This is a genomic window from Nocardiopsis oceanisediminis (genome assembly GCF_048595525.1).
Taxonomy (GTDB): domain Bacteria; phylum Actinomycetota; class Actinomycetes; order Streptosporangiales; family Streptosporangiaceae; genus Nocardiopsis_A; species Nocardiopsis_A oceanisediminis.
On the sequence record NZ_JAFMZJ010000001.1, the window covers coordinates 5,703,798 to 5,726,587 of the forward strand.

Sequence of the window (22,790 nt, forward strand, 5' to 3'; positions counted from 1 at the left end):
TCTCACGGAGGTTCCATGACAACGGTCACCGACGGGGCGGCGCCGGACGCCGCCGAACTGCGGCGGCGGGTCGCCGGCTTCGTCGCCGAGCACGACCCGGACGCCACACCGCAGCAGGAGTTCCTGGCCGCACGCTTCGACGCCGGCCTGGCCTGGGTGCACTTCCCCGAGGGGGCGGGCGGGCTGGGCGCCCCGCGCTCCCTGCAGCCGGTGGTGGACGAGGAGTTCGAGCGGCTCGGCGCCGCCCCGGCGGGGCGCGAGGGCCTCGTCATCGGGCTGGGCATGGCCGCACCGACCATCCTCGCCTTCGGCACCCCCGAGCAGCGCGAGCGGTTCCTCAAGCCGCTCTACACCGGGGAGGAGGTCTGGTGCCAGCTCTTCAGCGAGCCGGGCGCCGGCTCCGACCTGGCCGCCCTGGGCACCCGCGCGGTGCCCGACGGCGACTCCTGGGTCGTCAACGGGCAGAAGGTGTGGACCTCGCTGGCGCACGAGGCGCGCTGGGGCATCCTGGTCACCCGGACCGACCCCGACGTGCCCAAGCACAAGGGCATGACCTACTTCGTCTGCGACATGCACGCCGAGGGCGTCGAGGTGCGCCCGCTCCGCCAGATCACCGGCGAGGCCGAGTTCAACGAGGTCTACCTGACCGACGTGCGGGTGCCCGACGGGCACCGGCTGGGCGCCGTCGGCGAGGGGTGGAAGGTCGCGCAGACCACGCTGATGAACGAGCGGGTGGCGATCGGCGGGCACGCCGACCCGCGCGAGGGCGGACTGATCGGCGTGGTCGCCGACATCTGGCGGGACCGCCCCGAGCTGCGCACCCCCGGTTCGCACGACGCGCTGCTGCGGCTGTGGGTGGACGCCGAGGCGGCCCGGCTCACCAAGGAGCGCCTCCGCCAGCAGCTGGCGATCGGCCAGCCCGGCCCGGAGGGGTCCGCCGCCAAGTACGCCTTCTCCCGGCTCAACCAGGAGATCTCCGGTCTGGAGGTGGAGCTCCTGGGCCAGGAGGGGCTGACCTACGACGACTGGACCTTCCGCCGCCCCGAAGGGGTGAACTTCACCAAGCGCGGCGCGGGCTTCCACTACCTGCGCAGCAAGGGCAACTCCATCGAGGGCGGGACCACGGAGATCCTGCGCAACATCATCGCCGAGCGCATCCTCGGGCTGCCGGGCGAGATCCGGGTGGACAAGGACGTCGCGTGGAAGGACCTGCCGAAGTGAGCGAAGTGGACCTGCTCTACACCGAGATCGAAGAGGAGCTGCGGGCCAGCGTGCGGGCGCTGCTCGCGGACAGGTGCCCGCCGGAGTCGGTGCTCGCCCGGGTGGAGACCGACGAGGTGGCCGACCTGGAGCTGGCCAAAGAGCTCGCCGGGCTGGGCGCGACCGGCCTGCCGGTCCCCGAGGCGCTCGGCGGCGCCGGGGCGTCCTGGCGGGAGGCCTCCGTCGTCGCCGAGGAGCTGGGCCGGGCCGCGGCCCCGGTGCCGTTCCTGGGCGGGGCGGTGCTGTCCGCCGCGGCGCTGCTGGAGGCCGGCGGACCGGGCCGGGAGGTGCTCTCCGGGATCGCGGACGGAACGGCCGTCGCGGCGCTGGCCGTCCCGCTGGGCACCCCGCCCGGCGCCGGTCACCCGTCGGCGGTGCGGGCCGAGGGCGGCCTGCTCACCGGTTCGGTCCCCGGGGTGGCCGACGCGCTCGCCGCCGACGTGCTGGTGGTCCCGACCGCCGGCCCGGACGGCCCCGCCCTGTACCGGGTGGAGGCCGCGGACGCCGCGCGGGCGGCCGTGGTCAGCCTGGACCTCACCCGGCCGCTGGCCGACCTCGTGCTGGACGGCGCGCCGGGCACCCTGCTCGCCTCCGGCGCCGACGCGGAGCGCGCGCTGCGCACCGCGCTGTCCACCGGCGCCGCCCTGCTCGCCGCGGAGCAGCTCGGCGTCGCCGAGTGGGCGCTGTCCACCACCGTCGACTACCTCAAGACCCGCACCCAGTTCGGCCGGCCGGTGGGCTCCTTCCAGGCGCTCAAGCACCGCCTGGCCGACCTGTGGGTCTCCATCTCCCAGGCGCGCGCGGTGGTCCGGGCCGCGGCCTCCACGGCCGGCACCGGGGGCGCCGAGGCCGAGCTGAACGCCTCCCTGGCCCAGGCCTTCGTGTCCGGTGTCGCGGTGAAGGCCGCCGAGGAGGCCGTCCAGCTGCACGGCGGCATCGGCTTCACCTGGGAGCACCCGGCCCACCTCTACCTGAAGCGGGCCAAGAGCGACGCCATCGCCCTGGGCACCGCCGACCGGCACCGCCTGGCCCTGGCGTCCCTGGTGGACCTGGCGCGGGCCTGACCGCGCCGGCCGCGGCCGGTGCGGGACCGGCCGCGGCCGGCGCCCCGGTCCGGGGCAATAGGCTGGCCCGGACCCGGACGTCCGACGCAGGAGAACCCATGAACGACGAATCGGCGGCCCCCGGCGCACCCACCCCGACCGGGATCGACACCTCCGTCTCCCATGTCGCCCGGATCTGGAACTACTGGCTCGGGGGCAGGGACAACTACCCGGTCGACCGGCAGGTCGGCGACGAGATCCTGCGGATCCTGCCCGAGGTCGCCGACCTGGCCCGCGCCTCGCGGGCGTTCCTGGTCCGCGCCGTCACCCACCTGGCCCGGGACGCGGGGGCCCGGCAGTTCCTGGACATCGGCACCGGGCTGCCCACCGCGAACAACACCCACGAGATCGCCCAGGCCGTCGCCCCCGAGTCGCGGATCGTCTACGTCGACAACGACCCGCTGGTGCTGGTGCACGCCAACGCGCTGCTCACCGGCACCGCCGAGGGCGCCACCGACTACGTCGACGCGGACCTGCGCGACCCCGCGGCGATCCTGGAGAAGGCCGCGGACACCCTGGACATGTCCCGGCCGGTGGTGCTGCTGCTGATGGGCATCGTCGAGTTCGTCACCGACGACGCCGAGGCGCAGGCGGTCGTCGAGCACCTCACCGGCGCGCTGCCCTCCGGGAGCCATGTGGTGTTCTACGACGGCACCGCGGTGATCCACCCCGAGCGCTCCGCCGAGGTCGCCGCCGCCTGGAACTCCACCGGCAACGCCCCGCTGGTACTGCGCTCCCCCGAGCGGATGGCCGGGTTCTTCACCGGCCTGGAGCTCCTGGAGCCCGGCCTGGTCCCGCTGAACCGGTGGCGGCCCGGCCCGGTCGAGGTCGGCGCCGACCGCGACGTGGACGCCTACTGCGCCGTCGCCCGCGTCCCCTGACCGCGCTCCCCCGGCGCGGGCGCCCGCGCGGCCGCTCGCGCCGCCCAGGGCACCGGAGGCGGGGGCGCGGCGCGGCCGCGTCCCGCTCATGGCGGGGCGCCCCGGCGGGGCGGGGCCGCTCGGACGCCCCGTCCGCGGCCCCGGCGGCGGGCGGCGGTCCTCAGCCGCGCAGGGCGGCGGAGGCCTTGGCGATGCGGCCGACCGCGTCGTCGATCGAGGAGTCCGGGACGTCCAGGTGGACCACCAGGCGGACGGTGTCCGGGCCGATCGGGACGGAGCCCACCCCGGCGGCGGCGAACGCCTCGGCGTACCGGCCGGCCTGCCCCTCGGGGGTGGTCAGCAGCGCCATGTTGGTGTGCGCCGCGGCGCTCAGCCCGGGCAGCGCGCCGATGCCGGCGGCGAGCCGGGCGGCGCGCGCGTGGTCCTCGGCCAGCCGGTCCAGGTGGTGGTCGAGCGCGTACAGGGCGCCGGCGGCGATGATGCCGACCTGGCGCATGCCGCCGCCGAGGAGCTTGCGCACCCGGCGGGCGCGGCGGATCGTCCCGGCGTCGGACGCCAGGGCCGCGCCGACCGGCGCGCCGAGCCCCTTGGAGAAGCAGACGGTCACCGTGTCGGCGCCCTCGGCCGCCGCGGAGAGCGGGACGCCCAGGGCGGTGGCGGCGTTCCACAGCCGGGAGCCGTCCAGGTGCACCCGGAGCCCGTGCTCGCGGGCGAACCGGGCCGTGCGGCGCTGCCCCTCCAGCGGCATGACCCGGCCGGTGAACGTGTTCTCCAGGGTGATCAGCGCGGGGGCCGCCCGGTGCACGTCGTCGGTGCCGGCGATCCAGGCGTCCAGCACCTCCTGCGGCGGGGTGCTCTCCGGCCCGCCGAAGGTGCGCGGCAGCACCCGGGCCAGCACCGAGATCCCGCCCTGCTCGTTGGCGACGACGTGGGAGAGCTCGTGGGTCCAGACCTCTTCGCCGCTGCGCGCCGAGAGGTGGACCGCGATCTGGTTGGCCATGTGCGCCGACGGCGTGTAGAGCGCGGCCTCGGCGCCCAGCAGCCCGGCCGTGCGCTCCTCCAGCTCGCGGACGGCGGGGTCCTCGCCGAAGACGTCGTCGCCGACCTCGGCCCCGGCCATGGCGCGCCGCATCCCCGGGGTGGGCCGCGTCACGGTGTCCGAGCGGAGATCGATGTCGGGCATGGGGTGCTCCCCGTCCTTCCTCGGCCCGGTGCGCCCCGCCCCGGGGCGCCCCTCCTGGATGCGCCCCACCCTATTCGCGGAGGGGCGCGGGGCCCGGCGGCGGGGGCGGCTCAGTCGATGCCGCGCGCGGTCATCGCCTCGCCCATCGCCTCGGCGGAGCGGATCATGCCGACGATGACCGGGACCACCAGCAGGTGCGGGCGTCCGCGCAGGCCGCGGGCGATGTAGGCCTCCTTGGAGGCGCGCCAGGAGTCGGCGACCAGCGGCACGGAGCGCACGGTCAGCGCGAGGACCAGGGCGATCCGGCGGGGGTCGGCGCCCAGCCGGCCCAGCGGCCGGGCCAGCCGCTCGAACAGCGCGAGCATCTCGGCGACCCGGGTGGTCAGGGTGACCAGGCCGGCCAGCAGCACCGCGGAGGCCATCAGCAGGCAGACCCGGAGCGCCGCGCGGCCGTCCCCGGCCAGCAGCTGGAACAGGCCGATCAGGGCGAGGAAGGGGATCAGCGGGCGGAGCAGGCCCAGTGCGCGGCGCAGCCCCAGCCCGGAGAGCGGGTACAGGGCCAGGGCGGCCAGGGAGGCGGCCAGCCCGGCTCGGGGGTCGCGGACCGCGACCACCGCGGTGACCAGCACGAGCAGGGCGAGCAGTTTCACGCCGGCCGGCGCCCGGTGCAGCGCCGACCCGCCGGGCACGTACAGGCCCAGGACGTTCACCGCCCGGCCTCCCCGCCGGCCGCCGGCTCCCCGGCCTCCGCTGCGCGCCGCTCCATTAGGGCGGTGTAGTGCGCGGCGGCGGGCTCCGGTGCGCCGTCGAAGACGATCCGGCCGCCGTCCATCACCAGCACCCGGTCGAAGCCGGCGAGCGTGTCCAGCTGGTGGGTGAGGAGCACGACCTGCTGCGGCAGGGCGCGCAGGGTGCGTTCGATGACCTTGGTGTTGTGCAGGTCGAGCAGGGTGGTGGGCTCGTCGCAGACCAGGATCTCCGGCTCGGTGACCAGGACCGAGGCCAGGGCGAGCATCTGCTTCTGCCCGCCGGACAGCAGGTGCGCGGGGTGGTCGCGGTGGTCGGCGAGTCCGTGCCGGCGGAGGATCTCCTCGACCCGCCGCTCGGCGTCGCCGCCGCGGACGCCGAGGGCGACGTCCTCGGCCACGGTGGGCATCAGGATCTGCGTGGCGGCGTCGGAGAAGACGAACCCGACGCGGCGCCGGACCTCCTTGGCGTGCCGGCGGGTGTCCAGGCCGTCCAGGAGCACGCTGCCCGAGTCGGGCACGACCAGGCCGTTGAGGGTGCGCGCGAGGGTGGACTTGCCGGAGCCGTTCGCGCCGATCAGGCCGATGCGGTGCTCGGCGAGGTCGAGCGTGACGTCCCGGAGGACGGTGCGCCCGTCGTAGGCGTGCGTGACGCTGCGCAGCTGGAGCATGGGGTCGGGGACTCCTGGGGTCGGGGCCGTCCGGGCGGCCGGTCCTGCGCCGCCCGGACGGCGGTGCCGGGTGCGGTCCGGGTCCGCGTCAGTCGGTCCCGTTCCGGGCCCCGGCGCCGTTCTCCTCGTTCTGACCGGTGCTCCCGGCGCCCTCGCCCGCCGCGGGCGCCGCCTCGACCCGGCGGCCGGCCGGGGGCACCGGGTAGGCGCGGTGCACGGCCGCGGCGATCGCGGCGGCCAGCACGGCCTTCACCAGGTCGCCGGGGAGGAAGACGCCGACCCCGAGCACGGTGGCGACCAGGGCGTCGCCGGTGTAGACCGCGGTCCAGGGCACCCCGACGAGGTAGACCACGCCGATGCCGCCGGCGATGTTGCAGAAGAACCCGCCCCAGAACCGGTACTTGGCCATGAAGGCGCTGGAGAGCAGGCCGATGACCAGCGCGCCGGCGACCCAGCCGAGCATGTAGCCGCCGGTGGGGCCGACGAACGGCTCGACGCCGCCGCGCCCGCCGGGCAGCAGCGGCAGGCCGGCCAGGACCAGCGCGAGGAAGGTGAGCACCGACAGGGTTCCGCGCTTGGCGCCGAGGATCGCGGGGGCGAGCATGACGCCGAGCGTCTGCAGGGTGATCGGGACCGGGCCGACCGGGATCGCGAAGGGCATGCTGAGCACGGCCAGCAGCGCGGCGAACACCGCGACCAGGGCGAGGTCCCGGGCGGTCAGGCCGCGGTAGCGGGCGGGGGCGGGAGAGGTGTCGGGCATGACTCTTCCTGTCGTCGTGGTCGTGCAGGTCAGAGAGGAGATGCCCACCCATTGTCCGCTATGCCCTGTTCCCCGGTCGGCTGTGGGGTGGCACAGCTTTTCCACCCTGTTCTTTGTCCACCGCCCTCCCCGAGGCGCCGCACCCCCTGGGCCGAGGTTCAGGTCGGCGGCGGAGGAAGGAGCGAGGCGAGCGCCCCGCCCGGGCGCGGCGCCTCACGGGGCGAAGGTCCAGACCGGCGGCGAGGGCGGGAAGAGGCCGGGGCGGTGTTCACCGATCCGGCCCGCTCCTGCGGGGGCGGAAAGCGGCGTCGGGACAAGAGGCCGGGTCCGCCCCACCGACAGAAAGGGCACTGCATCCCCTTTTGTCCGATTCTCGGCGGCGGCCGGGGGCAGGGCGGCCTGCGCACCTCCGCGTCGGCCCGGATGACGCCTACGCGCGAGCAGCAAGCCCTGGGGGCCGCCTCCGCCCTCCATGGTCACCCGGAGTCGCGAAACAGGGCCTTCCCGAGGGGCGAGGGCGGCATCGGGCCTCTCTGCCGCCCCTTTCGGGGGTTCCGGTCCCCGCTCTCCCGCCTTCCGGGCGGCACGGAACCCCGATCACCGGCCCAAGCCAGGCGATCCGGGCCCCGGCCGGCCCGATCGGGGCCGGGATGCGCACCCCCGCGTCGAAGAGGCGGCGCCGCGGTACGCAGGGCACCCCCACCCACCCTCACCCTCCGCGTTCACCCAGGTCACAGGGTTCGGTGATTTCCGGGCCGGCCTGCCCGGGCGCCGGGGCGGCGCAAGGGCGGCGCTCCCGCCGCCGTGCTTTGGCCGCCCTGCCGCACACGACCGCCGACCCGGGCCCCTCCCGCCGTCGCCGCCTGCTTGAACCCCGGCCCCGCGAGACACCGCACCCGGGCGAGGCCCGCGCCCCGGCCCTGCCTCCGCCGTCGCCGCCCGTCCGAACCCCCGCCCCGTGGGGTATCGCGCCTCTTGCCGCGGGGCGCGGCCCTTCCCCCGTAGGGGGAGGGCGGTGCGCCGGGGTCGCGGAGGGCGGCTCGGGGGGGCGGCGGCCTCAGTCGGCGGCGGAGAGGACGCAGACCGGGTCGGGGACCTCCAGTTCGGAGACGGGTTCCCCGGGGACGCCGGTCTCCGGGTCCAGGGGCAGGGCGGTGAGCGTGCCGGAGTTCTGGTTGGCCGCGACCAGGTGGCCGTCGGCCAGGGCGAAGTGGCGGGGCCAGGCACCGCCGGTCGGGGCGTCGGCGAGGTGGCTCAGGGCCGCGCCGCCGTCCTGCACCGCGAAGGCGGCGACGGCGTCCAGGCCGCGGAGCGAGACGTAGAGCCGGTCGCCCGCCGGGGAGAGCGCGATCTCGCCCGGGTAGGCGGTGCCCGCCGATCCGGAGGCCGGGACGGCGGCCACCGGGCGGGCCCGGGCGGTCCGCGGGTCCCAGCGCAGCACGTGCACCCGGGCGTCCAGCTCGCCCGCGACGTAGATGTGCCCGGAGGGGTGCACCGCGATGTGCCGGGGGCCGGTGCCCGCCGGCAGCCGGGCGGCGGTCCCGGCCGGCCCCACCGGGTCGGCGCGGTCCGGGTCGAAGGGGTGGCAGCGCAGCTCGTCGGTGCCGAGGTCGGCGATGAGCAGGTGCCGGCCGCCGGGGGCGAGCGCCGTGCTGTGCGCGTGCGGGCCCGCCTGGCGGTCGGCGACCGGGCCGGAGCCGGTGTGGGTGATCCGGGCGACCGCCTCGCCCGGGGCGGGGCCGTCCAGCGCGTGCACGCTGACCGACCCGTCGGCGTAGTTGGCGGCGATGGCGTGCCGGCCCGCCGGGTGCGCCAGCACGTGGCAGGGCGATCCGCCGCCGGTTCCGGCCTGCCACAGCGGTCCGGCCGGGCCGCCCGCGCCGAGGGCGAAGCAGGCGATCCCGCCGTCGGCCCGCTCGGCGACCGCGAGCAGCCGGTTCCCGTCGGGGTGCAGCGCCAGGAAGGACGGGCCGACCGCACCGATCGCGGCCCCTCCCCCGGTGAGTTCCCCGGTCCGGGTGTCCAGCCGCGCGGTGTACACGCCCGCGCCCTTTCCCTCCGGCTCGGACCCGGGGGTGTAGGTGCCGACCCACAGCAGCCGCTCGCTCATCGAAAACTCCTCACCTGGGGCTCCCGGCCGCTGCCGGGAGGCGGAACGGGGTTCTTCGGATCCGGTGCGCGCCCGCCCGGCCGCATGCCGGGCGCGGTGCGGTGCGGCGGGCGCCGGCCGGGGCCGGCAGGCTCGGGGCGGCCGGGTGTCCAGGTGTTCGGCCGGTCCGGCCGCCTCGCGGACCGGACCGGCCGGGGGTGCGCTCCCCCGCCGGCCCGCGGCGCCGTCCGCCTTCCGCCGGCCGCGGGCGGCCCGGAGCGCCTCCGCACGGGCCGGCAGCGGCCCCGGGTCCTCCGGCGCCGGCGGCGCGGCCGCCTCCACCGGGCTTCTCACCGCCCTGTTCGGACCGGCCCGCCGGCCGGAGGGGCCGCCGCGGGCACGCGGGCCCCGGCGGCCCGGCCCGCTCTTCCGGCCCCGCCGGCACCGGTCGCGCCGCCGCCGGGGCGGGGGCGCCGGGCGGACCGCACCCGCGCCCCGCGCGGCGGGGAAGGGCGGTGGCGGTCATCGGGGTCCCTTCTACACGGCCGGCCGGGCCTCCGGGAGGGGCGGCCGCGCCTCGCCCAGCCGCCCGTCGCGGCGGTCGATCCAGTACCGGCGCAGGACGTCCAGCAGCACCGAGGATCGCACGTCGGCCGCCCCGGGCATGCGGGCGAGGTCCTCGGTGAGGAATCGCCCCAGGTCGTTCTCGTCGCGGAAGACCCCGTGGTGGATGACCGAGGCGGCGCCCGCCACCACCGACACGTAGCGCGCCGAGGGGTGCGCGGCCAGACGCTCCGCGGTCTCGGCGATGGCCCCGGGGGCGAGGGTGAGCGAGAGGACCGCTTCCAGGTGCATGCCGAGGACCACCGGCTCCACCTCGACCCGGGGCCGGACGACGCCGCGCTCCAGCAGGGTCTGCACCAGCCGGTAGGCGGTGGACTGGCTGGTGCCGAGCTCGCGGGCGACGTCCCCGGAGCCCGCCCGGGCGTCGGCGTAGAGCAGCCGGGCCGCGGCGGTCTCCTCCGCGGACAGCGGGGCGGCGCCCTCCCCCCGGTCCCCGGCCCCGCCCTCGGGCACGTGCAGCCGGTAGGGCTCCAGCGGGGCGAGCCGCTCGGCCGGCAGCCGGTCCAGCCGCCAGGCGTCCGCCCGGGTGACCGGCCGGAGCACCAGGTCGGACTGGGTGGAGCGGACGCCCTCCACCGAGGGGACGGTGCGGGTCAGCAGCTCGGCGACGTCGGCGCGGCCCGCGGGGTGCACCACGCAGTAGACATCGGCGCGGCCGGTGGCCACCGCGACGAGCTGGGTCTCCGGCCGGGCGGCGAGGCGGCGCGCCACGTCCGGGGCGGCACCGGGGACGGTGTGCAGCCAGATGTGGCTGGGGGTGGTGGCCCCGGACATCAGCGCCCAGTCGAGCTGCCCGATGACGCGGAGCAGGCCGTCGGCCTGGAGCCGGTGCAGCCGCCTGCCCACCGTGCTGGGCGAGGAGCCGAGCACCTCGGCGAGCGCGCTGCTGGGAGCCCTCGGCGCGTACTGCAGGGCCGCGACCAGGTCGAGGTCGCGCTCGTCCAGTTGCTCTTCTCGCACAGTCGGATCATAGCCACTATCGAGCCCGCCCGATCTGACTTAACCATGCATATTCGCGCGAATTCTTGACAAGAACCATCATCTGGCAGGACTCTGAGCGGAAGCGCCCGGCACCCCGCCCTCCCCCCCCCGCCCCACCGGGCCGCTCCCGTCCCCTTCCCGCTCTCCCGACCGAGGAGTCCGCCGATGGCCTCAGCCGGTGTCCGCCCGCAGCGGCGGCCGATGGCCGCGCTGATGCGCGCCCTGCAGTTCATCGAGCGCGTCGGCAACAGGCTGCCGCACCCGTTCTGGCTGTTCACGATCATGGCCGTGCTGACCGTGCTGCTCAGCGCCGCGCTGAACGCGATGGGCGCCTCCGCGGTATCGCCCGCCGACGGCGAGGCGGTCGAGGTGCGCAGCCTGCTCAGTGCCGAGGGCGCGCAGATGATGATCGGCGACGCGGTCGCCAACTTCGCCTCGTTCCCGCCGCTCGCGCTGATCGTGGTGGTGATGCTGGGCGTCGCGGTCGCCGAGCGGGCCGGGCTGCTCAACGCCCTGCTCCGGGGCAGCGTCACCCGCGTCCCCCCGCAGCTGCTCACCTTCGCCCTCGCGCTCGCCGGGATCAGCGGGAGCATCGCCTCCGACGCGGCCTACGTCGTGCTCATCCCGCTGGGCGCCATGGTGTTCAAGGCCGCGGGGCGCAGCCCGATCCTCGGCCTGGTGGTGGCGTTCGGGTCCATCTCGGCCGGCTACGACGCCTCGCTGCTGATCACCCCGGTCGACGCGCTCTTCGCCGGCCTGGTCACCAGCGCCGCCCAGGTCATCGACCCGCAGTACACCGTCACCCCGGTCGCCAACTGGTACTTCTCCGCGGTGAGCGCGATCGTGCTGGCGCTGGTCATCACCGCGGTCGCCGAGCTGCTGCTGTCCCGGCGCGCCGCGGCCATGGAGGCCGGCGGCTCCGGCGGCGGCGCGGACGAGGAGGACGAGCGCGAGCTGGGCGCCATGCGGCTCTCCGCCGAGGAGCGGCGCGGCCTGATCCGCTGCGGCATCGTGCTGGCCGCCGTGGTCGCGGCGTTCGCCGCGGCCCTCGCGCCGGCCGGCTCGCCGCTGCGCGGCCCGGAGGGCGGCGTGATGGACTCCCCGGTCATCACCGGGATCGGCTTCCTCATCGGCATCCTGTTCATGCTGCTGGGCGCGGTGTTCGGGCGCGCCGCCGGCACCCTGACCAAGGCCCGGGAGATCCCGGAGGCGATGGCGCAGGGCGTGCGCGACCTGGCGCCGGTCCTGGTGCTGTTCTTCGCCGCCTCCCAGTTCCTCGCCTACTTCGCCTGGACCGGGCTGGGCGAGGTGATCGCGATCAGGGGCGCCTCGGTGCTGGGCGACGCCGGGGTGCCCGTCCCGGTGCTGATCCTGGGCATGCTGGTGATCTGCTGCCTGCTGAACCTGATGATCACCAGCGGCTCGGCGATGCTCACCCTGGTCGCGCCGATCTTCGTGCCGATGTTCATGCTGCTGTCGATCCCCCCGGAGACCACCATGGCCGTCTACCGGGTGGCCGACTCGACCACCAACGTGATCAGCCCGATGAGCCCCTACTTCGCGATGGCGCTCGGCTTCCTGCAGCGGTACCGGCGCGACGCCGGGATCGGCACGCTGCTGTCGATGACCCTGCCGCTGTCGGTGTGCATGCTGATCGGCTGGACGCTGCTGCTCCTGGCCTGGTGGGCGCTGGGCGTCCCGCTCGGCCCCGGGGCGCCGGTGCGCTGACCTCCCCATCCCTCCCCGGCCGGGCGGCCCGGCCGGAGGACGACGCAACCCGAGAACGAGAAGGTGACGACGTGACCGAAGCCGCGGCCGGCATCGCGGACCTGGCCGGAATCGCCCGGCGCGACCTGCCCGAGGTCCTGGCGGACCTGCGCCGGCTGGTCGAGCACGAGACGCCCAGCAGCGACAAGGAGCTGCTGGACGCCGGCCTGGACGACATCGAGGCGTGGCTGGAGGAGCGGCTGGGCCCGCCCTCCTCCCGGGTGCGGCACGGCGGCGGCGCCCACGGCGACGTGCTGGAGCTCGCCTACCCCGGGGAGGGCCCGGGGACCGTGCTGCTGCTCTGCCACTACGACACGGTGTGGCCGCGCGGGACCATCCGGGAGTGGCCGGTCACCGTGGACGGCGACCGGTTCAGCGGGCCGGGCTGCTTCGACATGAAGGCCGGCATCGTGCAGGGCGTGTGGGCGCTGCGGGCGCTGCGCGAGCTCGGCCTGCCCGCGCCCCCGGTGCGCATCCTGCTCAACGGCGACGAGGAGATCGGCAGCCCGGCCTCCCGCCCGCACATCGAGCGGGCCGGCGCCGGGGCCGACCTGACCCTGGTGCTGGAGCCGAGCCGGGCCGGGAAGGTGAAGACCGGCCGCAAGGGCATGGGGCTGTTCGACGTGGCCGCGACCGGGATCGAGTCGCACGCCGGGCTGGACCCGGAGGCGGGGGCGAGCGCGGTGCACGCGCTGGCCGGCCTGGTCCCGGAGATCACCGCGCTGGCCGCGCCGGAGCGCGGCACCACGGTGAACGTGGGCCTGTTCTCCGGCGGGACCGCGCGCAACGTGGTCGCCGGCCGCGCCTCCTGCGAGGTGGACGTGCGGATCCAGGACCCGGCCGAGCAGGACCGGGTGGACGCCGGGCTGGCCGCGCTCACCCCGGCCGACGGCCGGGTGAAGATCGAGGTCGCCGGCGAGTGGAACCGCCCGCCGATGAACCCCGGCCCGGAGACCGAGCGGGTGTTCGAGCTGGCCGCGGGCGTGGCCCGGGACCTCGGCGGCGAGCTGGGCCAGATCTCGGTCGGCGGCGCCAGCGACGGCAACCTGGTCGCCGCGCTGGGCAGGCCGGTCCTGGACGGCCTCGGCGCCGCCGGCTCCGGCCCGCACTCCCGCGACGAGCACGTCCTGATCAGCGCCACCCCGTACCAGGTGGCCCTGGTCGCGGGCCTGCTGACCCGGTTCGCCCGGCCCTGACCCGCCCGGCCCGGGGCGCCGGGCCGGGCGCGGGCCTCCGCCGCCGCTCCCCCGCCCGGCCGGGGCGCGCCCTGCCCCGGTGGTCCGGGGCTCCGCCGGGGAGCCCCGGGACCGGGCGGGCCGGGCGCGCCCCGGGCTTCGGCTCCCTGGTCCGGCACGGCCGGTCCGCCGGCACCCCGCCGGCCGGGGCGGGCGCTCCGGCGGACGCGGCGGCCGGCCGCCCCCGGATCCGCGGACCGGCGCGAGGGGCCCGGCGCCGACCCGGATCGGCGGAAAAGGCGGGCGGGGGCGGGGCGGCCCCGGTTCCCGTGCGCGGCGCGGCCCGTCCTGCCGGGACCGGGCCGCTCGGGGCGGCCCCGGCAGGGCGGCCGGTCAGTCCTTGAGGGCCTGGATCGCCTTCTGGATGCGCTTCTCCGAGACCGGGTAGGCGGTGCCGAGCTGCTGGGCGAAGAGGCTCACCCGGAACTCCTCCAGCATCCAGCGGAGCTCGCGGGCGTCGGGGTCCTCGGCGCGGCCGGCGGGCAGGGAGCCGAGGGCGCGGTCCACCGCCTGCCGCATCTGCTCGGCCTTGGCCATGCCGACCTGGTCCCGGCGCGGGTTCTCGGCGAGCTTGGACAGCCGGTACTCCACCGCGCGCAGGTAGCGGTGCAGGTGCGGCAGCCGGTCCCGGCCCGCGTCGGCGACGAAGCCCGGCCGGATCAGCCCGGCGACCTGGTTCTGCGCGTCGTTGAGCGAGGGCAGCACCGCCATGCTGGTGGTGCCCTTCATCTTCTTGGCCGTCTTGTGCGACTCGGCGAGGATCCGGGCCGTCTGGCGGACCACGTCGTCCAGGACATCGCCCAGCTCGGCGCGGACGTACTCGCGCAGCGCCGCGAACGCGTCGGGGTCCCACACCCCGGCCCACTCCCCGCCCTCGGGGGTGTTCCGGGCGGCCCACTGCGCGGTCAGCGCGTCGACGGCGCAGTCCGCGCAGTCGTCGAAGAGCTTGTCCACGCCGCCGTGCGGGTTGTGCCCCAGCGCCAGCTTGGCCTGGTTGTCCAGCCCCCTGCGGATCACCGCGGCGGGCGAGGGGACGGTCAGCCGCAGCAGCCGGCGCAGTCCGCGCCGCATCGAGGCGCGCTGCTCGGCCTCGGTGTCGTAGATCCGGATCGCGACGCTGTCGCCCTCGTCCACCAGCGCCGGGTAGCCCTTGACCGTCGGCCCGGCGGACTTGCGCTCGAAGGTGCGCTGCAGCGGGCCGAAGTCCCACTGCGTCAGGCCCTTCTTCTCGATGCCCTTGGCCTCGGCGGAGATGGCCTTCTGCAGCCGGGGTTTGAGCTCGCCGCGCAGCGCGGACAGGTCCTTGCCCTCGGCCAGCCGGCGGCCGGTCCGGTCCACCGCCCGGTAGGTGATGCGCAGGTGGTCGGGGACCCTCTCGACGTCGAAGTCGCCCGGGGTGATCCGCTCGCCGCTCATCCGGCTCAGCTCGGCGGCCAGCACCTCGGTGAGCGGGGTGCCGTCGTCGGCGGGCAGCCGGCCGAGCACCTCGGCCGCGTGGTCGGGAACCGGGACGAAGTTGCGCCGCAGCGGCTTGGGCAGCGACCGGATCAGCGCGGTCACCAGCTCCTTGCGCAGGCCGGGGATCTGCCGGTCGAAGCCCTCGTCGCCGACCTGGTTGAGCACCTCCAGCGGGATGTGCACGGTCACCCCGTCGGCCTCGGTGCCCGGCTCGAACTGGTAGGTGAGCGGGAAGCTGAACTCGCCCTGGGACCAGGCGTCCGGGTAGTCCTGCTCGCTGACCTCCTCGGCGCCGTCGTTGATCAGCATGGACTTGGAGAAGTCCAGCAGGTCCGGGTCGGCGCGGCGGGCCTTCTTCCACCAGGCGTCGAAGTGCGCGGCCGAGACCGCCTCGGCGCCGACCCGCTCGTCGTAGAAGGCGAACAGCGCCTCGTCGTCGACGAGGATGTCCCGGCGGCGGGCCCGGTGCTCCAGGTCCTCCACCTCCTCCAGCAGGCGCCGGTTGGAGTGGAAGAACGCGTGGTGGGTGTCCCAGTCGCCCTCGACCAGGGCGTGCCGGATGAACAGCTCCCGGGAGAGCACCGGGTCGACCTTGGCGTAGCCGGTCTTGCGCTGGGCGACGATCGGCACCCCGTACAGGGTGACCCGCTCGTAGGCCATCACCGCGCCGCGCTTCTTCTCCCAGTGCGGCTCGCTGTAGGTCCGCTTGACCAGGTGGCCGGCGAGCTCCTCGGCCCACTCGGGTTCGATCCGGGCGCACATCCGCCCCCACAGCCGGGACGTCTCCACCAGCTCGGCGGCCATCACGTACCGGGGCTGCTTCTTGAACAGCGCCGATCCGGGGAAGATCCCGAAGCGGGCGCCGCGGCCGCCCAGGTACTCGTGCTTCTCCGGGTCCTTCAGGCCGACGTGCGACAGCAGCCCGGACAGCAGCGCCGCGTGCACGTTCGCCGGGTCGGGGGCGGCGGTGTTCAGCGTGATGCCCATGCCCTTGGCCACCTGCTTGAGCTGGCCGTAGATGTCCTGCCACTCGCGCACCCGCAGGTAGTTGAGGAACTCGGTGCGGCACAGCTTGCGGAACCGGTTGCCGGAGAGCGCCTTCTGCTGCTCCTTCAGGTAGGACCAGAGGTTGAGGTAGGCGAGGAAGTCCGATTCCTTCTCGGCGAACCGGGCGTGCTTGGCCTGCGCGGCCTGCTGGGCGTCGGCCGGGCGCTCGCGCGGGTCCTGGATGGACAGCGCCGCGGCGATGATCATCACCTCGCGGACGCAGCCGCGCCGCTCGGCCTCCAGCACCATCCGGCCGAGCCGCGGGTCGACCGGGAGCTCGGCCAGCCGGCGCCCGGTCTCGGTGAGCCGCTTGCGCGGGTCGGGCTCCTCCGGGTCGAGCGCGCCCAGCTCGTGCAGCAGGTGCACGCCGTCCTTGATCTGCCGGTGGTCGGGGCCCTCCACGAACGGGAAGGCCGCGACGTCGCCCAGGCCGAGCGAGGCCATCTGCAGGATGACCGAGGCCAGGTTGGTGCGGAGGATCTCGGGGTCGGTGAACTCCGGGCGGGAGAGGAAGTCCTCCTCGGAGTAGAGCCGGATGCAGATGCCCTCGGCGACCCGGCCGCAGCGGCCCTTGCGCTGGTTGGCCGAGGCCTGCGAGACCGCTTCGATGGGCAGCCGCTGCACCTTGGTGCGGTGGCTGTACCGGGAGATGCGGGCGGTGCCGGGGTCGATGACGTAGCGGATGCCGGGGACGGTCAGCGACGTCTCGGCGACGTTGGTGGCCAGTACGACGCGCCGGCCCCGGTGCGGCTGGAAGACCCGGTGCTGCTCGGCGGAGGAGAGCCGGGCGTACAGCGGCAGCACCTCGGTGTCGGGCAGCCGCATCTTGCCGAGCGCCTCGGCGGTGTCCCGGATCTCCCGCTCCCCGCTGAGGAAGACGAGGATGTCGCCGGGGCCCTCGCCGCGCAGCTCGTCCACCGCGTCGCAGATGGCCTGCACCTGGTCGCGCTGGTCGGCCCGGTCGTCGTCCGGGTCGCCGTCGCCCTCGATCGGGCGGTAGCGGACCTCCACCGGGTAGGTGCGGCCGGACACCTCCACGATCGGGGCGTCGCCGAAGTGCCGGGAGAACCGCTCCGGGTCGATGGTGGCCGAGGTGATGATGAGCTTGAGCTCGGGGCGCTTGGGCAGCAGCCGCTTGAGGTAGCCGAGCAGGAAGTCGATGTTGAGGCTGCGCTCGTGCGCCTCGTCGATGATGATCGTGTCGTAGCCGCGCAGCATCCGGTCCCGCTGGATCTCGGCCAGCAGGATGCCGTCGGTCATCACCTTGACCAGCGTCTCGTCGGAGGACTGGTCGGTGAACCGGACCTTGTAGCCGACCGTCTCGCCGATGCCGCCGCCCAGCTCCTCGGCGATCCGCTCGGCGACGGTGCGCGCGGCGATCCGGCGCGGCTGGGTGTGGCCGATGGTGCCGAGAACGCCCCGCCCCAGTTCGAGGCAGATCTTGGGCAGCTGGGTGGTCTTGCCGGACCCGGTCTCGCCGGCGACGATCACCACCTGGTTGTCCCGGATCGCCTCGGCGATGTCGTCCTTGCGCCCGCTGACCGGCAACTCGGGCGGGTAGGCCGGCTCGGGGAGCGCGGCCTTGCGCTGCTCCACCCGCAGTTCGGCGAGGTCGATGTCGGAGGAGATCCGGGCGGCGGTCTTCGCCCGCTTGCCGTCGTCGCGGATCTTCTGCAGTCCGTCGATACGGCGGCGCATCCGGTGGCGGTCGGCGATGGTGAGGTCGGCGAGCCGGCCGCGGAGGTCGGAGAGCGAGATGTCCGAGGGCGAGGTCAACATATCGGACCCTAGGATATGGGCCCCTGGCAAGGGGTTTTTCCGGTTCGGACCGGCGCGGCCGCGGGAGTTCCCGGCCCGGCCCGCCCGGCGGCGCCGGCTCGGGCTCAGGCCTGGAACTTCGGCACGGTGTAGGCCTCGCGCGCGGCCGCGACCACCGCCTCCAGCGCGGCACCGGTCGCGGCCAGCACCCCGGCGGCCACCGCGCCCTCGACGAACGGCGCGTCGACCAGGACCGCCCCCTCCCCCGGCCCGTCCTCCAGCACCAGCCGGGCGGTGAGGACCGCGCTGCCGATGTCGGGGATCACCACCACGCCGGCCCCCTGGTCGGCGCGGGCGACCGCCTCGGCGACCAGGTCCGGGGAGGTGCCGAGGCCGCCGTCAGGGCCGCCGCCCGCGACGACCACCGATCCGGGCCGGGCTCCGAGCTGCTCCAGCAGCTCCGCCACGCCCTCCGCGAGTTTGGCGCTGTGCGAGACGAGAACGATACCGACGGTGGCGTCCATGGAGGCTTACGCTAGCCGACAGAGCGCGCCGGCGTCAGTGGCGCGTCCCCGGCGTTTCGCCCGGGGCCGCCGCGCCGGTGCGGCGCGACCCGAACCACCGCCGATCCGCGGACGACCAGGGAGACCAGCGTGAAGAAGTTCCTCAACACTCCGGACGGATACCTCTCCGATGCGCTGGCGGGCTTCGCGGCCGCCCATCCCGACCTGCGAGTGGACATCGAGACCTCGGTCGTGTCGCGTGCCGGGGGGCCGGTGGCGGGCAAGGTCGGGCTGGTCTCCGGCGGCGGCTCCGGGCACGAGCCGCTGCACGCCGGGTTCGTCGGCGACGGCATGCTGGACGCCGCCTGCCCGGGCGAGGTGTTCACCTCCCCGACACCGGACCGCTTCCTCGGCGGGCTGCAGGCGGCCGACGGCGGCGAGGGCGTCGTGCTGGTGGTCAAGAACTACACCGGCGACGTGATGAACGCGCAGATGGCCGCCGAGATGGCCGAGGACGGCGGGCTGCGCGTGCGGCAGGTGCTGGTGGACGACGACGTCGCGGTGGAGGACTCCACGTTCACCGCCGGGCGGCGCGGCACCGGCGCCACGGTGCTGGTGGAGAAGATCGCCGGCGCGGCGGCGGTGCGCGGCGACGACCTGGACGCGGTGGCCGAGATCGGCCGGCGGGTCAACGCCGCGTCCCGCTCGTTCGCGGTCGCCCTCACCTCCGGGACCGTGCCGTCGGCCGGGCGCCCCGGGTTCGACCTGCCGGAGGACGAGATCGAGGTGGGCGTGGGCATCCACGGCGAGCCCGGCCGCCGCCGGGAGAAGCTCCGCCCGGCCCAGGAGCTGGTCGCCGAGATGCTCGGCGCGGTCCTGGGCGACCGCCCGCTGGCCGCCGGGAGCGAGGCGATCGTTCTGGTGAACGGCCTGGGCGGCACCCCGCTGAGCGAGCTCTACCTGGTCTTCGGCGAGGTGGTGAAGGAGTTCGGCAAGCGGGACCTGGCCGTCGCGCGCAGCCTGGTCGGCGACTACGTCACCAGCCTGGACATGGCGGGCTGCTCGATCACGGTCTGCCAGGCCGAGCCGGACCTGCTGGAGCTGTGGGACGCCCCGGTGAACACCCCCGCCCTGCGCTGGGGCGCCTAGCCGCCCCGGGCGGAAGCGGAGACGGGGAGCGGGGCGGCGCCGGGAGCGGAGCGGCCGCCCCGGCCCAGGACCGAGCAGAGCGGTTGGACCGAGGAGGATCGGCAGGACATGGACGCTTTCACCGCTGGGCAGGCCACCGCCTGGATCGGCGCCGCCGCGGAGGCGGTCGCCGAGGACAAGGAGCGCCTCACCGAGCTGGACGCCGCGATCGGCGACGGCGACCACGGCGCCAACATGGACCGGGGCCTGGGCGCCGCGCGCGAGGCCCTCGCCGTGCTGGACGCCGCCGGGCCCGGCGAGGTCCTGGTCAAGACCGGGATGACGCTGATCTCCAAGGTGGGCGGGGCCTCCGGCCCGCTGTACGGTTCCTTCTTCCGGACCACCGGGAAGAACCTGGAGGGCGCCGAGGCCGGCCTCGCCGGGCTGGCCGCCGCCCTCCGCACCGGCCTGGAGGCGGTGCAGCGGATGGGCGCCGCCCAGCCCGGCGACAAGACGATGGTCGATGCGCTCTCCCCCGCCGTCACCGCCCTGGAGCAGGCCGCGGAGAAGGGCGCGGCACTCGCCGAGGCCACCCGGAACGCCGCCGACGCGGCCTACGACGGCGCCCAGGCCACCATCCCCCTGCAGGCCCGCAAGGGAAGGGCCTCCTACCTCGGCGAACGCAGCATCGGCCACGAGGACCCGGGGGCCGCCTCCGCCGTCCTCATCTTCCGCTCCCTCGCGGAGGCCACCGCGACCTGAAGGACGGCCCCGGCCGGGTCGGCGCCACGGGCACGGACACCGCCCCCTCTCCACCGGAAGAACCCCGGGTCAGAGAGGGTGCTCCCCGCGCACGCGGGGACGGTCCGCAGTTTCGGCAGCTGGTCAGCACGGCAGCACTGTGCTCCCCGCGCACGCGGGGACGGTCCCTCCATCGGTCCGCCGTGCCCGGTCAGGCCTCTTCTTCGGTGAAGGCCGCCGCGGCCTTCGCCACGGCCTCGGCGTCGTCCCGGGTCAGGGTGATGCCGAAGACGTCGCGGATCGCCTCGGGGACCTCCTGCGGGGCGAGGTCGCGGCGGTCGGCGGTGCCGTCGGGGTGCTCCTCGGTGAGGGCGGTGTCCATCAGGCGGCGGCGGACCGAGGCCTCGGTGCGCTGGACCATCAGCCGGCCGGTGAACGGGGAGCGGGGCGAGGTGGAGAGGTAGTGGCTGAGGATCGCGTAGTCGCTGCGGTAGCGCGGGTCCTCGGTGAAGCCGTAGAGGTCGTCCCAGGTGTCGCCGGTGCGGGAGGACAGGGCCCAGACGCCCTCGCCCTCGTCGGTGAGGCGGTAGGACCAGTCGTCCTGGGCGGCCTCGGTCGCCGGGGTGCGCAGTGGGACCGGGTAGAGCGGGCCGCCGCCCCCGAAGCCGGTGTCGGCGAGCATGGTGCCCGAGGGCGTCTCGACGGTGAGCGCCATGTGGGTGGCGGGGCGCAGGCCGCCGCCGACCCGGACCCGGGCGGCGTGCCCGGTGACCCGCAGGCCGATCCGCTCCAGCGCCGCGGCGAGGAGGAGCCCGTGCTCGTAGCAGTAGCCGCCGCGTCCGCGGCGGACCATCTTGTCCTGGAGCGCCTCGACGTCCAGCGGGATCTCCCGCCCCAGCAGGACGTCGATGTTCTCGAACGGCACCGCCGCACTGTGCGCGCGGTGCACCGCCGCCAGGGTCGCCGCGTCGGGCGCCACCGGGCCGCGGTGGCCGATCCGCTCCAGGTACGCGTCGAGGTCCAGGGCGTCGCCGCCCCACCCCCGGGCGGGGTCGGTGGTGCTTCGGGCTCGCGAGGGCATGGCACCGCTCCTATCATTAGCCGGACAACGAACCGTCGAGAAACATTAGTCGGCTAACGAAATTGCCGTCAACCGGACATTCCGAGCAGGCCGAGGAGGGCGGATGCAGGACTGGCTGCGGGCCTGGGAGGACGGCTTCGTCCCGTCGTTCTGGTCCGCGAAGAACGCGATGCTGCAGGCGGCGGGGGCCGCGTTCGAGCGGCACGGCGTGCGGGAGGGGCAGCAGTTCGTGCTGATGTGCCTGTGGCGGGAGGACGGCCTCTCCCCCGGCGAGATCGCCCGCCGGCTCTCCCTGGCCACCCCCACCGTCACCCGGGCGGTCACCCGCATGGAGGGCTCCGGCCTGGTCGAGCGGCACCCGCACCCCACCGACGCCCGCCTGGTCAGCGTGCGCCTCACCGAGCGCGGCCGGGGCCTGCGCGCCGCCCTGGACGCCGAGATGAACGCCCTCTCCGAGCGGGCGCTGCGCGGGTTCGGCGACGAGGAGCGGCGCGCCTTCACCCGGATGCTCGACGCCCTCACCGCCAACCTGCGCGCGGAGCGGTGAGGGCGCCGGCCCCGGTCAGCCCGCCCGGCCCCCTTCGGCGGGGGCGGGCGCCGGGCGCCCGTAGGTCATCCGGCGCAGGAACCACTCGGCAGGCCCCTGCTTGAACCCGGCCCTGCGCATCAGGTCGGCCAGGACCACCGTGGCCAGCCAGACCGCCGCGCCCAGGCCGACCGCCTGCGCGTCGGTGAACGACCCGGCGACGCCCAGCATGTACGGCGGGATCAGCACCGCCCAGGCCACCGACTGGAGCAGGTAGCAGGTCATCGAGCGCTGCCCGGTGGCGGCGAGCGCGGTGACCACCGGGCCGCGCCGGTCGCCGATCCGGAGCGCGATGAGCGCGATGAGCGCCGCGTACCCGAAGCCGCCCGCGTAGCCGACCAGCAGGTGCACCCAGAAGATCCCGGCCGCACCCAGCGGCGGGACGGACCAGACCTCGATGTCGACCAGCGCCTGCGGGACGCCGCCGAGCACCGCCGCACCGATCCCGAAGAGCGCGACCCTGCGCAGCAGGGCGCGGTGCCGCTCGGGCTCCTCCAGCAGGCGGCGGCGGGCGGCCCAGACGCCCACCATGAACGGGAAGACCGAGACGGGGATCATCAGCGGCCAGAAGAACGGGAGCGTCATCAGGCGCATCGCCATGTCGCTCAGCAGGGTCGCCTCGCCGCCCTGGGCCCCGCTCTGCGCGGCGCCGAACGCCACGTTCTCGACCAGCGCGTAGACCAGGGTGCCCGCGGCCATCCAGGCGAAGGCGTGGGTGAGCAGCCGCCGGTCGGTGAAGCGCAGGACCCCGGCGAACAGCAGCGCGATGAGCCCGTAGACGGAGATGATGTCGCCGAAGAAGAGCAGCGCGGTGTGCGCGACGCCGATCGCCACCAGCCAGCGCCCGCGCCGCCGCAGCAGCCGGCGGACCCACGGCCACTCCCGCCCCTCGGCGGTGCGGCGGAGGTGGATCTGGGCGAGCCCGTAGCCGAAGAGCGCGGCGAACATCGGGTAGCCGCGGTTCTCCGCGAACAGCGCCATGAAGGCGGTGACCGCGACGTCCGGCGGCCCGTCCAGGGCGTACCCTTCGCCGGTCATGGCCAGGCGGAACATGTGCGCGTGCACGGTGGCGATGACCAGCAGCATGAAGCCGCGGGCCAGGTCCGGGGCGAGCGAGCGGCGCGCCGCGGGCAGCGCGGCCGGCCCGGGGGGCGCGGCGCGGGCCGCGGTTTCGTCGGTCATGGTTCC

The 22,790-nt window shown here is 75.6% G+C and carries 18 protein-coding genes; 8 read left to right on the forward strand and 10 right to left on the reverse strand.

What is annotated here, in order from left to right:
* The first annotated feature begins 15 nt into the window (after nucleotides 1–15).
* The 3 genes from J0910_RS24905 (at nucleotide 16) to J0910_RS24915 (ending at nucleotide 3,244) form a co-directional block, all read left to right on the forward strand.
* The gene (locus tag J0910_RS24905) at nucleotides 16–1,221 is read left to right on the forward strand and encodes an acyl-CoA dehydrogenase family protein (RefSeq protein ID WP_420160969.1); all 1,206 of its coding nucleotides are present in this window, start codon (nucleotides 16–18) and stop codon (nucleotides 1,219–1,221) included.
* Complete coding sequence (locus tag J0910_RS24910) at nucleotides 1,218–2,324, forward strand: acyl-CoA dehydrogenase family protein (RefSeq protein WP_420160970.1); 1,107 nt, start codon at nucleotides 1,218–1,220, stop codon at nucleotides 2,322–2,324. The genes J0910_RS24905 and J0910_RS24910 overlap by 4 nt, the downstream gene beginning before the upstream one ends.
* 98 nt (nucleotides 2,325–2,422) lie before the next feature.
* Nucleotides 2,423–3,244: an SAM-dependent methyltransferase gene (locus J0910_RS24915; protein ID WP_420160971.1), complete on the forward strand. Its 822-nt coding sequence runs from the start codon at nucleotides 2,423–2,425 to the stop codon at nucleotides 3,242–3,244.
* Between the two features lie 160 nt (nucleotides 3,245–3,404).
* Here J0910_RS24915 and J0910_RS24920 read toward each other — a convergent pair whose 3' ends face one another.
* From J0910_RS24920 to J0910_RS24945, 6 genes are all read right to left on the reverse strand, one after another.
* The gene (locus tag J0910_RS24920) at nucleotides 3,405–4,427 is read right to left on the reverse strand and encodes a threonine aldolase family protein (RefSeq protein WP_420160972.1); all 1,023 of its coding nucleotides are present in this window, start codon (nucleotides 4,425–4,427) and stop codon (nucleotides 3,405–3,407) included.
* Between the two features lie 110 nt (nucleotides 4,428–4,537).
* Nucleotides 4,538–5,137: an energy-coupling factor transporter transmembrane component T family protein gene (locus tag J0910_RS24925; RefSeq protein ID WP_420160973.1), complete on the reverse strand. Its 600-nt coding sequence runs from the start codon at nucleotides 5,135–5,137 to the stop codon at nucleotides 4,538–4,540.
* Nucleotides 5,134–5,844 carry an energy-coupling factor ABC transporter ATP-binding protein gene (locus tag J0910_RS24930; protein ID WP_420160974.1) on the reverse strand — a complete coding sequence of 237 codons (711 nt, stop codon included), beginning with the start codon at nucleotides 5,842–5,844 and terminating at the stop codon, nucleotides 5,134–5,136. The genes J0910_RS24925 and J0910_RS24930 overlap by 4 nt, the downstream gene beginning before the upstream one ends.
* Nucleotides 5,845–5,932: 88 nt before the next feature.
* Entirely contained in the window at nucleotides 5,933–6,604 is a 672-nt protein-coding gene (locus tag J0910_RS24935; protein ID WP_420160975.1) for a biotin transporter BioY, read from the reverse strand.
* A 1,057-nt stretch (nucleotides 6,605–7,661) separates the two neighbouring features.
* Nucleotides 7,662–8,714 carry a lactonase family protein gene (locus J0910_RS24940; RefSeq protein ID WP_420160976.1) on the reverse strand — a complete coding sequence of 351 codons (1,053 nt, stop codon included), beginning with the start codon at nucleotides 8,712–8,714 and terminating at the stop codon, nucleotides 7,662–7,664.
* Between the two features lie 516 nt (nucleotides 8,715–9,230).
* Nucleotides 9,231–10,262 carry an Lrp/AsnC family transcriptional regulator gene (locus J0910_RS24945; RefSeq protein WP_420162080.1) on the reverse strand — a complete coding sequence of 344 codons (1,032 nt, stop codon included), beginning with the start codon at nucleotides 10,260–10,262 and terminating at the stop codon, nucleotides 9,231–9,233.
* Nucleotides 10,263–10,463: 201 nt separating this feature from the next.
* On the opposite strand from J0910_RS24945, the gene J0910_RS24950 reads away from it, so the two are divergent.
* Together J0910_RS24950 and J0910_RS24955 are read left to right on the forward strand one after the other, a co-directional pair.
* A complete protein-coding gene (locus J0910_RS24950; protein ID WP_420160977.1) occupies nucleotides 10,464–12,026 on the forward strand; it encodes an AbgT family transporter in 1,563 nt (520 codons plus the stop codon).
* Nucleotides 12,027–12,097: 71 nt separating this feature from the next.
* Complete coding sequence (locus J0910_RS24955) at nucleotides 12,098–13,261, forward strand: M20 family metallopeptidase (RefSeq protein ID WP_420160978.1); 1,164 nt, start codon at nucleotides 12,098–12,100, stop codon at nucleotides 13,259–13,261.
* Between the two features lie 372 nt (nucleotides 13,262–13,633).
* On the opposite strand, the gene hrpA is transcribed toward J0910_RS24955, so the two are convergent.
* Together hrpA and dhaM are read right to left on the reverse strand one after the other, a co-directional pair.
* Nucleotides 13,634–17,584, reverse strand: a complete 3,951-nt coding sequence (hrpA, locus tag J0910_RS24960; protein ID WP_420160979.1) for an ATP-dependent RNA helicase HrpA — start codon at nucleotides 17,582–17,584, stop codon at nucleotides 13,634–13,636.
* 104 nt (nucleotides 17,585–17,688) lie between these two features.
* Nucleotides 17,689–18,087: a dihydroxyacetone kinase phosphoryl donor subunit DhaM gene (gene dhaM, locus J0910_RS24965; RefSeq protein WP_420160980.1), complete on the reverse strand. Its 399-nt coding sequence runs from the start codon at nucleotides 18,085–18,087 to the stop codon at nucleotides 17,689–17,691.
* A 129-nt stretch (nucleotides 18,088–18,216) separates the two neighbouring features.
* On the opposite strand from dhaM, the gene dhaK reads away from it, so the two are divergent.
* Complete coding sequence (gene dhaK, locus J0910_RS24970) at nucleotides 18,217–19,215, forward strand: dihydroxyacetone kinase subunit DhaK (RefSeq protein WP_420160981.1); 999 nt, start codon at nucleotides 18,217–18,219, stop codon at nucleotides 19,213–19,215.
* Nucleotides 19,216–19,323: 108 nt separating this feature from the next.
* Complete coding sequence (gene dhaL / locus J0910_RS24975) at nucleotides 19,324–19,956, forward strand: dihydroxyacetone kinase subunit DhaL (RefSeq protein ID WP_420160982.1); 633 nt, start codon at nucleotides 19,324–19,326, stop codon at nucleotides 19,954–19,956.
* A gap of 190 nt (nucleotides 19,957–20,146) precedes the next feature.
* Here the strand turns inward: dhaL and J0910_RS24980 are convergent, their stop codons facing one another.
* On the reverse strand, nucleotides 20,147–21,016 hold the full coding sequence (locus tag J0910_RS24980) for an arylamine N-acetyltransferase family protein (RefSeq protein WP_420160983.1): 870 nt from the start codon (nucleotides 21,014–21,016) through the stop codon (nucleotides 20,147–20,149).
* A gap of 103 nt (nucleotides 21,017–21,119) precedes the next feature.
* On the opposite strand from J0910_RS24980, the gene J0910_RS24985 reads away from it, so the two are divergent.
* Nucleotides 21,120–21,563, forward strand: a complete 444-nt coding sequence (locus J0910_RS24985; protein WP_420160984.1) for a MarR family winged helix-turn-helix transcriptional regulator — start codon at nucleotides 21,120–21,122, stop codon at nucleotides 21,561–21,563.
* Nucleotides 21,564–21,578: 15 nt separating this feature from the next.
* On the opposite strand, the gene J0910_RS24990 is transcribed toward J0910_RS24985, so the two are convergent.
* Nucleotides 21,579–22,784 carry a DUF418 domain-containing protein gene (locus J0910_RS24990; protein WP_420160985.1) on the reverse strand — a complete coding sequence of 402 codons (1,206 nt, stop codon included), beginning with the start codon at nucleotides 22,782–22,784 and terminating at the stop codon, nucleotides 21,579–21,581.
* Between the last annotated feature and the right edge of the window lie 6 nt (nucleotides 22,785–22,790).

Coding starts and splice junctions, on each gene's coding strand:
- J0910_RS24935 (WP_420160975.1), bottom strand. CDS start 6,604: ATGCCCGACACCTCTCCCGCCCCCGCCCGCTACCGCGGCCTGACCGCC.
- J0910_RS24980 (WP_420160983.1), bottom strand. CDS start 21,016: ATGCCCTCGCGAGCCCGAAGCACCACCGACCCCGCCCGGGGGTGGGGC.
- J0910_RS24930 (WP_420160974.1), bottom strand. CDS start 5,844: ATGCTCCAGCTGCGCAGCGTCACGCACGCCTACGACGGGCGCACCGTC.
- J0910_RS24950 (WP_420160977.1), top strand. CDS start 10,464: ATGGCCTCAGCCGGTGTCCGCCCGCAGCGGCGGCCGATGGCCGCGCTG.
- dhaM (WP_420160980.1), bottom strand. CDS start 18,087: ATGGACGCCACCGTCGGTATCGTTCTCGTCTCGCACAGCGCCAAACTC.
- J0910_RS24920 (WP_420160972.1), bottom strand. CDS start 4,427: ATGCCCGACATCGATCTCCGCTCGGACACCGTGACGCGGCCCACCCCG.
- J0910_RS24940 (WP_420160976.1), bottom strand. CDS start 8,714: ATGAGCGAGCGGCTGCTGTGGGTCGGCACCTACACCCCCGGGTCCGAG.
- J0910_RS24905 (WP_420160969.1), top strand. CDS start 16: ATGACAACGGTCACCGACGGGGCGGCGCCGGACGCCGCCGAACTGCGG.
- J0910_RS24990 (WP_420160985.1), bottom strand. CDS start 22,784: ATGACCGACGAAACCGCGGCCCGCGCCGCGCCCCCCGGGCCGGCCGCG.
- J0910_RS24915 (WP_420160971.1), top strand. CDS start 2,423: ATGAACGACGAATCGGCGGCCCCCGGCGCACCCACCCCGACCGGGATC.
- hrpA (WP_420160979.1), bottom strand. CDS start 17,584: ATGTTGACCTCGCCCTCGGACATCTCGCTCTCCGACCTCCGCGGCCGG.
- J0910_RS24985 (WP_420160984.1), top strand. CDS start 21,120: ATGCAGGACTGGCTGCGGGCCTGGGAGGACGGCTTCGTCCCGTCGTTC.
- dhaL (WP_420160982.1), top strand. CDS start 19,324: ATGGACGCTTTCACCGCTGGGCAGGCCACCGCCTGGATCGGCGCCGCC.